Source organism: Kroppenstedtia sanguinis (assembly GCF_050433445.1).
Classification (GTDB): Bacteria; Bacillota; Bacilli; order Thermoactinomycetales; family DSM-45169; genus Kroppenstedtia; species Kroppenstedtia sanguinis.
This window is the reverse complement of record NZ_JBNPXF010000042.1, coordinates 1-8417: the sequence shown is the minus strand read 5'-3', so window position 1 is coordinate 8417 and position 8417 is coordinate 1. Positions and strand designations below refer to the sequence as shown.

At 43.5% G+C, this 8417-nt stretch carries 12 protein-coding genes and 1 pseudogene; 9 read left to right on the top strand and 4 right to left on the bottom strand.

What is annotated here, in order from left to right; translation table 11 throughout:
* The 3 genes and pseudogenes from JOD24_RS15815 to JOD24_RS15805 all read right to left on the bottom strand — a co-directional run.
* A partial coding sequence (locus JOD24_RS15815) for a hypothetical protein (RefSeq protein WP_429247328.1) occupies nt 1-189 on the bottom strand: 189 nt, incomplete at its 3' end.
* Nucleotides 190-260: 71 nt separating this feature from the next.
* Nucleotides 261-746, bottom strand: coding sequence for a DUF6756 family protein (locus JOD24_RS15810; RefSeq protein ID WP_429247327.1), 486 nt, complete (start codon nt 744-746; stop codon nt 261-263).
* Nucleotides 747-762: 16 nt separating this feature from the next.
* A pseudogene (locus JOD24_RS15805) lies at nt 763-972 on the bottom strand (polymorphic toxin type 47 domain-containing protein); the annotation flags it as partial.
* A 264-nt stretch (nt 973-1236) separates the two neighbouring features.
* Here JOD24_RS15805 and lepB point away from each other — a divergent pair.
* From lepB to JOD24_RS15765, 8 genes are all read left to right on the top strand, one after another.
* A complete protein-coding gene (gene lepB, locus JOD24_RS15800) occupies nt 1237-1716 on the top strand; it encodes a signal peptidase I (protein ID WP_429247329.1) in 480 nt (159 codons plus the stop codon).
* Nucleotides 1717-1738: 22 nt separating this feature from the next.
* Entirely contained in the window at nt 1739-2350 is a 612-nt protein-coding gene (locus tag JOD24_RS15795) for a YIP1 family protein (protein ID WP_429247326.1), read from the top strand.
* A 15-nt stretch (nt 2351-2365) separates the two neighbouring features.
* Nucleotides 2366-3004: a YIP1 family protein gene (locus JOD24_RS15790; RefSeq protein WP_429247325.1), complete on the top strand. Its 639-nt coding sequence runs from the start codon at nt 2366-2368 to the stop codon at nt 3002-3004.
* A gap of 13 nt (nt 3005-3017) precedes the next feature.
* Nucleotides 3018-4322: a pre-toxin TG domain-containing protein gene (locus JOD24_RS15785; protein ID WP_429247324.1), complete on the top strand. Its 1305-nt coding sequence runs from the start codon at nt 3018-3020 to the stop codon at nt 4320-4322.
* Nucleotides 4323-4366: 44 nt separating this feature from the next.
* The gene (locus tag JOD24_RS15780; protein ID WP_380167090.1) at nt 4367-4894 is read left to right on the top strand and encodes a hypothetical protein; all 528 of its coding nucleotides are present in this window, start codon (nt 4367-4369) and stop codon (nt 4892-4894) included.
* 168 nt (nt 4895-5062) lie between these two features.
* The gene (locus JOD24_RS15775) at nt 5063-5578 is read left to right on the top strand and encodes a hypothetical protein (protein WP_429247323.1); all 516 of its coding nucleotides are present in this window, start codon (nt 5063-5065) and stop codon (nt 5576-5578) included.
* A gap of 127 nt (nt 5579-5705) precedes the next feature.
* Nucleotides 5706-6908, top strand: a complete 1203-nt coding sequence (locus JOD24_RS15770) for an SMI1/KNR4 family protein (protein WP_429247322.1) — start codon at nt 5706-5708, stop codon at nt 6906-6908.
* A 181-nt stretch (nt 6909-7089) separates the two neighbouring features.
* Nucleotides 7090-7605, top strand: coding sequence for a hypothetical protein (locus tag JOD24_RS15765; RefSeq protein WP_429247321.1), 516 nt, complete (start codon nt 7090-7092; stop codon nt 7603-7605).
* A 92-nt stretch (nt 7606-7697) separates the two neighbouring features.
* Here JOD24_RS15765 and JOD24_RS15760 read toward each other — a convergent pair whose 3' ends face one another.
* Entirely contained in the window at nt 7698-7916 is a 219-nt protein-coding gene (locus tag JOD24_RS15760; protein ID WP_429247320.1) for a hypothetical protein, read from the bottom strand.
* A 120-nt stretch (nt 7917-8036) separates the two neighbouring features.
* Between JOD24_RS15760 and JOD24_RS15755 the strand changes: the two genes are divergently transcribed.
* On the top strand, nt 8037-8417 hold a 381-nt coding region (locus JOD24_RS15755), incomplete at its 3' end, for a hypothetical protein (RefSeq protein WP_429247319.1).

The following is an 8417-nucleotide window of genomic DNA, read 5'->3' as shown; positions in this document are numbered from 1 at the left end:
TTTGGCCCACTTTTTCGCTTCAAACTCACTTTTCTTGATGCCGGTTTCTTCTTCAATCATTTCAAATGCTTCTCGGATAGCATCTCCATGATGATCATCTTTTCCCCTCATATCGCGTTCCGGTATTGCTTTTATCATCTTAACAAAGAAAAAAAGATCCATACCCTCAACGGATATGGATCTTCTCATAAGAGGGTCCAATTCAACTGGACATGTTATTAAAGAATGTAACCGAATGGAAGAAAGGAGATTTTTAGTCTTTATATCTTTCCCTCCTCTCTGTAACGAGTGAGCAAGTCGTATTCGGATGTTTTATATTTTGAAAGCCATTCGGACACAGCTTCTCCTGATGATAGTAAATGATCGTGATGATTGTGAACCAACAGGTAGCTTATTTTGGGGTCAGTAAGGTAAATTTCCCCCCCAGTCATCTCTCCCAAAATTTTCACCAGATCTGGACCGGAGAACAGCCGAAATCCATATTCCTCTCTGCTTTCCTCGAAAAAGAGAATCACCTCAGATTTGCAAACAAACTCTCCCATCCATCTCCAGCCCTCTTCATTAAGAACAGAGACACGCGGCGGAAGCATATACTCCCAGAAAAAACGACTATTTCTCCCTTCCAGAGCCACAAATTTCTCCATCACCCGTTGACGAATCTGATTCATTTCATCCGGAGGAATCTCCACTAACCGGATCTGATTGGCCTCAGCCGCTTCAATTGCTTGTCCTCCATAGGTTCCCATTCCAAATCCTCCCTTTCTATTTTGGATCGCTAGGTCGTCCTGTAGGTACATCATCCACCAAGATATGCCCCCGTTGTCCTCCACCCTTGTCTCTTTTTCCAGAAGTTTGCCAACCAATGTGTGGAGCATCGGGTCCAGTAGCCCATTCTCCTGCCCTTTTATCAAAGCCAAAATGGGGTTTATCCACACTTAGCTCTGCTCCACTGTCTTCATGTCTCCATTCTACAACAAAAGATTTCCATCTTTACTTTTGGCCCACTTTTTCCCCTCATATCGCGATCCTGCTTTTTAATCGGATAATTGAGTTTTCCCTTTGTCCCTTTGTCCGAATCAACAGAGGTTCTGATATTTTTTTATCAATGAATTGATTCTCTTTAGAATAGGTGATATGTTTTTAAGTGTGGATTTGCTATAATACGATATTCTTTACTCGGAGGTAAAAAGATGGATCGTGTTCTTGCGAAAAAGGGGAAATGAAATCTTTAAAACTATGATTCATACTTGTATTTTGATTGGAATCTTCCTATTTGGATGTTTATTATTTGTGTCCTTATTCGATTTATATCAAGCCGAAGGACACAGTATGGATCCCACCGTCCACGAAGGTGACTGGGTATTGGTACGCCCGGGTAAACGGGAAATAAACCGGGGGGATCTCATCGTGTTTCAGTGGGAAGACATTGACTCGGCTGCAGCCAAGCGGGTCATCGGCATTCCCGGTGACCGGATCGCCATTCAGGCAGGGCAAGTCTACATCAATGAAAAGCCCTTGGATGAGCCCTATGTGCACAGGAAAAAGCCGAAGGAAGAGATGCCCCCGATCCGTGTTCCCGCGGGACATGTCTTTGTCTTGGGTGATCATCGATCTGAAAGTGATGATAGTCGCCTTTTCGGACCTGTCCCTCAGGACCAGATCCAAGGGCGTATTGTCTTTATTCTGTTACCTGTTCACCATGCAAGCGTTCCGTAAAAAAGACTTGAGGAGGGTCTCAATGAACTTATTGGATTCCGACCGCCCCTGGGTTTCCATTTGGTTGCATCCTCAGGAAACCATAGCAGAATGGGTGGGAAAAACAGAGAAAAAACACCTGGTATGGTTGATCTGTTTGTCAGGCTATGCCATTTATCTGGAGCAGGCCGCCGGCCGGGGACTCGGGGACAGCACAGCACTTCCGGCGATTTTCCTATTTGGACTGATATGGGGACCATTGTATGGATGGATCACTTGGTTTCTGATCGGCGGTTTATCCCATCTCTTCAGCCGTTTGCTCGACGGAAAAGCCAATTGGGTCGAAACTCGAGTGGCATTTGCTTGGTCCACCATTCCCCTGATTGCAAAATTATTGTTGTGGATTCCCCAACTCGCTTTATTTGGCAAGGAAATGTTTACTGAGCAGACACCGATGTTGGACAGTAGCCCGATCGGGATGCTCTTGTTTATTCTCTTTTGGATCGTGGATATGAGTCTCAATGTTTGGTTTTTTATCACCCTTTCCAAGGCTTTGGGAGAAGTACACCGTTTCTCCCCATGGCAGGGTTTCTTCTCTTTAGTCTGCATCGGATTCATCTTTTCGTTTCTGCTGGTATTTATGTTGTTATTCTAAAAAAGGAGATCAACTATGGAAAACACAACGGCAGAAAAAGAAACTCCTCTGCTCTCTTACTGGGTTCGTCCCCGTCAGACGATCCGATTTCTCTTGCAGAATGGAACCTCCCCCTTCTTGCTGTATACTCTGATTCCACTCTTCGGTATTGTTTTTGCACTGGATCAGTTGTTCTACCGCGGTGATTGGGGAGACTACCTCCCCTTTCCCACGCTGGTAGGGGGGTCACTCCTTTTAGGAATCCCGATCGGTTTTTTGATTTGGTTTCTTTATAGTGGCTTGTTTTGGGGAATTGGAAAGCTTCTAGGCGGAACCGGAGAGTGGCGAGAAATACGGATCACCGTCGCTTGGGCTTCCCTACCTTTTGTCGGAAAACTGATGATCTGGTGCTGGCAGATCCTTCTCTTTCAAGAAGAAATGTTCACCAGTGATACACCCTCGATCGATGGAAGCGCTCCATTGAAATTATTCTATATGTTGTTGATCCTATGTGACCTGATTTTAAATGTCTGGTATTTCCTTCATTTATCCAAAAGCATCGGGGAAGTCCACCAATACTCCGCATGGCGTGGAGGGCTGGTGATCTTTTTTGGCCTAGTAGTCCTTTGGTGTTTCTTCTACTTTGGACTCGATATCCTCATTTTCCCGTGGTGAGAGGGGTAGCAATATGAAAAATCCATTCAAAATATTCGCACCCCGCTGGAGTAAAAGGGGAGCCTCCACTCTCGAATATGTCGCCTTGGTCGCCTTGGTTGTGCTGCTCGGTTCTATTTTATATACGGGACTGTCCCAACAGGAGCAACCCCTGATCCAGGTCATCATGAACGCCATCGAGGGGGAGAATGGTAGTACAGGCAGCCCCCCTTCCGGAGGGGAGAATCCGGAAAATGAAAGTAGTAGTGGAACCGAACAGGAACCACCCTCAAATGGGAAATCTCCGTCTCCGCCTAAAGAAGAAGAAGACAGCGGATTTTTGAACTGGATGGGCGACCGCTGGAATGATGTAAAAGATTTTACCGAATCCGCTTGGGATGGTACCAAGGAATTTGTAAGTTCCGTCTGGGATGACACTGTAAATTATGTCACTGACACCGGCGAAGGCGGCCTCTTGGACGACGCTTTGGATACAGTGGGAGTTACGAGTGTCTATGAGTTAGTCACAGGGGAAGATTGGCACACAGGAGAAGAACTGAATTGGTGGGATCGAACCGGCGGCGCTGCCATTGATTTCGTGATCGCCAAAAAAGCCAAAAAGGTCGGAAAAGGCCTCGGCTACCTAGACAAGAAACTGTTCGGCGGAACAGGAACCCAAATTGCCAACGATGCATATCAGTTTGGATCGAAAAAGCTAGACCATGCCACCTCGGCATTGAAAAAGAAGTTATGTAACTGTAAACTGGATGATCAAATCCAGTCTTTAGAGAAAAAGCTAAGCAAATCCGAAGGAAAAGGCCACGGAGATCCAACAGAGAAATCCATCAGGAGAAAGAAAGAGAAGTTAGAGAAAGAGAAGCGGCATCTGGAAAAGAAAAAGGAGAAAGCGAAAAAAGAAGAAGAAAGAAAGAAAAAGAAAGCCAAAGAAAAGGAACGACTAGAGCAACGAAGACAAAAACACGGTAAACTAGCCAAAAAGTATGACAAAAACGGGAAAAAGTATTACGAGTCGCCCAGTGGTTTGATTTATGATGATGACGATAACGTGTTTAAAAATAGGGTAGAGCATGTAATGGCTCACGGAAAACCAAATCCCAAAAAACGAGAGCACAGTGTTTTTAAAGGCGGTAGGAAAGACATCCTCGCCATTGTCGATGAAGCATGGTCTAAAAGAGGTAAACCTAGTGTTTCAACCAGCAAAAGAGAGATTTACGAAGTCTATATGGGAGAGAAAATTGGAACAAAAGGTGAGAAAACTGTAAGGATTGTGGTTGATAAAGGAACAAGCAGAGTAGTTACTGCTTATCCGTTAAAATGAGAATATGAAGCCCCGAGGAAAGGGATTGAGAGGAGAGAAACTGTATGGAGAAAGAATATTTGCGTTGTCCTAATTGCGAAGCCGGGAAAGGAAAGATTTATCTTATGGAAGTGGCAGGGGTCGAGAACGGATTTTATACTTGTTCCAATTGTGGACGCGTTTGGAAAAGATATTGGGCGTTAGAAATCTCTTTGGCTTCTGAATTGCGATGGCATGACTATTTGATGAAGTTGGGAATTTCCCCTTCCGATATGAAGGTAACCAAAAAGAAACCCATGGTGATTGTAGAGGAAGAAGCCCCAGCGGATCAATTGCTCCCCTCAAAAAATAAGGAGTATTTACTATGTCCGCTCTGTGGGAAGTATGGGGTAATTCATCGAATGAGCATACATGGTTTGAAGGAAGAGATTGATGTTTGTGTAGAATGTGACCTAGCATGGGAAAAGGGGACGGCACTTCAGATTGATTGCTTAACTTTAGGTGAATGTATCGAGAAAGCAGGAATCTCTTCCCCAAAGATAAAAATAATCGAACAAAGACGATTAATCATTATGGAAGAGGATCAAGTGTAAGACTATCCGAGAAGAAGACGAATCATCTGAACTTGAAGATAAAAAGCCCGTTCGGAGGTTTCCGGATGGGCTTTTTATCTGATAACATTTAAGTTTGAATCGTGTAGTTTAGTATGAAAAGTGGAATCCCCAACAAAAACTTATTGGGGGTTCTAAGGGGAAAGATATATGAAAAAAGAATATTTGAAATGCCCTAATTGTAGTGAAGGACAGATTTATCTCATGGAAGTAGCAGGAGTGGAGCGCGGATTTTACATTTGCTCCAACTGTGAACGAATTTGGAGAAGGTACGAGGAATTAGACATCATCTCTTCTGAATGGCGATGGCACGACTATTTGAAAAAAGCTGGGCTTCCCCCCTCTAAAATAAAGGTGACCAAAAAGAAAGCAATGGTGATTGTAGAGGAAGAAAATCCCGACGAACAGCCCCCCTCGAGAAAGGAGTATTTATTTTGCCCTGACTGTGGCGGGAATGGAATCATCCATCGGGCGATCATAGAAGGTTTAAAAGAAGAAATTGATGTTTGTGATGAGTGTAATGAAACCTGGGAGAAAGGAACGGCTATTCAGAGAAATAGCTTGGGTCTGTTGAGTCGTTACACCGAAAAGAGAGGGGTCTCCCTATCAAAATCGGAAATAAAAAAATGGAATGAATTAATTATCATGGAAGAGGATCAAGTGTAAAGGTCTATCCTAGGAAAAAACAGGTCATCTAAGACTGAAAATCAAGGCCCCTTCGGAGATTTACGGATGGGCTTTTACATTATGCCTTGATATTGTTATTAGGATAGACAGATCAGAGGTGAAACTTATGATCGAAAACATTGATTTTGGGGAAGGGAAAGTGGTTCATAGTGGCATCTTCCCAGAGATAGGGATCCCCTTTAAAGATCAACCTTGGCCGTTAGAACAAGACATGCTTTCAGTTGTGTATAAGGAAGGGAAATATGTCATCGATGTCGGTTGTTATGATCACACAAATTTTGAAAAATTAGCTGTTAGCGTCTCCGTAACGGGTGATATGTGTAAGCCTGTATTTGATGAGAAAGTCTACACTGCAGAAGAGTTGAAGGAATCCATTGAACAAGCCGTCCAAGCGGTGCATAAAGTTTTGAATCTGCCTGATGAAGTCAGTCCTTATTCCAGCGTTCTTTCACCGAGATATTCCAAAGACCCCGTAGATTCTCTTTTGGGACGGATCGAGGTCGAATGGGAAGGAAAGGAATCTGAGGCGACTGCAGAGATGGTTGAAGCAGTGGAAAAGGAGTGGGGAGTTCCCCTACCAAGTGAACTGAAAAAGGTAGTCTTGGCCTGTAATGGCGGAGGACCCATTCCGATGATAAGCACCTATGAAGGAGGCTATCAGATCTTCCATTATCTCTATAGCTTCAACCCGCGAGACCGCCATCATGTCCACGAACAGAAAGTTCGTTTTTCCACTTGGCTCCCTAAAGATGTTTTTCCGATTGGAAAAAGCGCTAGGGGAACGGTCTGCCTGGATTACCGAGAAGATCCTCAACCTCAAGTAATAGCATTTGAATCAGACTCCACTCCCTACTACATAGCACAGAACTTCGAAGATTTTTTGACTAGACTTCAGTATGATGTTGAATGGGAGAATACCTCAGAAACTCCATCGGAATTACTAAAATTGAATTTAGACCAGCTGGAAGCCCTATGGGGAATTGAATATCCGTGGCATTACAAAAAGTTGGTTCTAAAATCCAATGGAGGGGAGCCGGACCTTCGGCTGTTTTTCTATGAAAAAGGGAGAGAGGGTGTGGATCACCTTTTGCGAGTGGATGAAGCATCGGAGGAGAATGTCTACACAGTCTACAAAAACCACTTCCATGGCACTTCCTGTTACCCCTTTGCCAAGTGTTTATCCGGAGCCTATTTGTGTCATGATTACCGAAATGGAAAACCTGCTGTTTCTTTATGGGACCCCAAGGAGGATACTTTGTATCCGGTAAAGTCCAGTTTCGCTCGCTTTCTACACTATTTAAGGTATTAAGAGTTGAAAACAGATATCATTAAAGTGGAAGAGGAGTCACCTAAGACTGAAAATAAAGGCCCCTCCAGAGGTTTTTGGATGGGCTTTTTATCTGATAACATTTAAGTTTGAATCGCGTAGTTCCATGTGAAAAATGGAATCCCAAACAAAAACTTATTGGAGGTTCTAAGGAGAAAGATACATGGGAAAAGAATATTTATGGTGTCCTAATTGTAGTGAAGGACAGATTTATCTTATGGAAGTGGCAGGAGTGGAGCGCGGGTTTTATATCTGTTCCAACTGTAATCGGGTTTGGAAAAGATACCGGGAATTAGACATCATCTCTTCTGAATGGCGATGGCACGACTATTTAAAGAAGATGGGGATTTCCCCTTCTAACATGAAGGTAACTAAAAAGAAACCAATGTTGATTGTAGAGGAAGAAAATCCCGATGATCAACCCCCTTTAAGTAAGGAATATTTACTATGTCCTCAATGTGCAGGGAATGGAATCATGGAACGACTGAGTGTAAAAGGTTTGAAGGAAGAGATTGATGCTTGTGATGAGTGTGATTTAACTTGGGAAAAAGGAACGGCTGTTCAGAGAGATAGCTTTGGTCTGTTTCATCATTATATCGAGGAAAAAGGCATCCCCCTCTCAAAAGTGGAAATAACTAATCGAAGACGATTGATTATCATGGAAGAGGATCAAGTGTAAGGATTCATCCAAGGAAAAAGCGAGTCATTTAAGAACTGAAGTTAAAAAGCACGTTCTGGGTCTTGATCCCGTCAAGTAGACGAAAAAAACGGTTATGCGGCGACTTTTTCCTGATGCTCTACAGGGGAAAGGTCGCCCAATTTTTTCTGGAAACGCTCTTCCTTGTAGAAGGTGATGTTTTCCTCGACGGCAAGGATTGTCCAAAATTTTCTTCCAGAATGGCTTGTCTTCTTATTTACTCCGGCTTGTTGGTTGGTTTGAATTGTGGCTTTGCTGCGATTGTTTTCCACTCTGGGGGACTTTGCTTCCATCTATATTCCCGTGATGATCTGTTCGATCTTACTTTTCAGCGTTTGCTGCAATTCACCGCTAGACAGGAAGACTACGTGGGAGCATGGAAATGAACAGACAAGGGGTGGTTCCAAATGAAGTTGGAGACTCTGAAAGAGATCGCAGTTGAAGGAGAGGAATCATTTGTAGAATGTGTTCTACGATTAAAAGACGGGAATTTTTCATGGGACTTACCTGGTCTTATTGCTTCAGATGTAAAAGTGATGGCGATCAAATCGCTCCTGGTTGACAATAATGTCATAGAATTTAAGCGTCAGCTCTACATGGCGGCAAAATACATCGAGGCTAACCTTTTGGCTGAACCCTTAAACACTTTGGAGAACCAACATTATACAAAAGCTTTTTTTCACAGAATCATTTCAGCAGATCATGAAGCCTTTTATTGGGCGTTGATCAGTGAGCATCCCGGAGTGGTGGAATCACTGGCCCATCTGTTGGGATGGAAAGGGGAAAAGTGGGAG

What these genes read in the sequence shown, in the direction of transcription:
- JOD24_RS15810 (WP_429247327.1), bottom strand. Translation starts at nt 746, where the DNA reads ATGGGAACCTATGGAGGACAAGCAATTGAAGCGGCTGAGGCCAATCAG.
- lepB (WP_429247329.1), top strand. Translation starts at nt 1,237, where the DNA reads ATGATTCATACTTGTATTTTGATTGGAATCTTCCTATTTGGATGTTTA.
- JOD24_RS15795 (WP_429247326.1), top strand. Translation starts at nt 1,739, where the DNA reads ATGAACTTATTGGATTCCGACCGCCCCTGGGTTTCCATTTGGTTGCAT.
- JOD24_RS15790 (WP_429247325.1), top strand. Translation starts at nt 2,366, where the DNA reads ATGGAAAACACAACGGCAGAAAAAGAAACTCCTCTGCTCTCTTACTGG.
- JOD24_RS15785 (WP_429247324.1), top strand. Translation starts at nt 3,018, where the DNA reads ATGAAAAATCCATTCAAAATATTCGCACCCCGCTGGAGTAAAAGGGGA.
- JOD24_RS15780 (WP_380167090.1), top strand. Translation starts at nt 4,367, where the DNA reads ATGGAGAAAGAATATTTGCGTTGTCCTAATTGCGAAGCCGGGAAAGGA.
- JOD24_RS15775 (WP_429247323.1), top strand. Translation starts at nt 5,063, where the DNA reads ATGAAAAAAGAATATTTGAAATGCCCTAATTGTAGTGAAGGACAGATT.
- JOD24_RS15770 (WP_429247322.1), top strand. Translation starts at nt 5,706, where the DNA reads ATGATCGAAAACATTGATTTTGGGGAAGGGAAAGTGGTTCATAGTGGC.
- JOD24_RS15765 (WP_429247321.1), top strand. Translation starts at nt 7,090, where the DNA reads ATGGGAAAAGAATATTTATGGTGTCCTAATTGTAGTGAAGGACAGATT.
- JOD24_RS15760 (WP_429247320.1), bottom strand. Translation starts at nt 7,916, where the DNA reads ATGGAAGCAAAGTCCCCCAGAGTGGAAAACAATCGCAGCAAAGCCACA.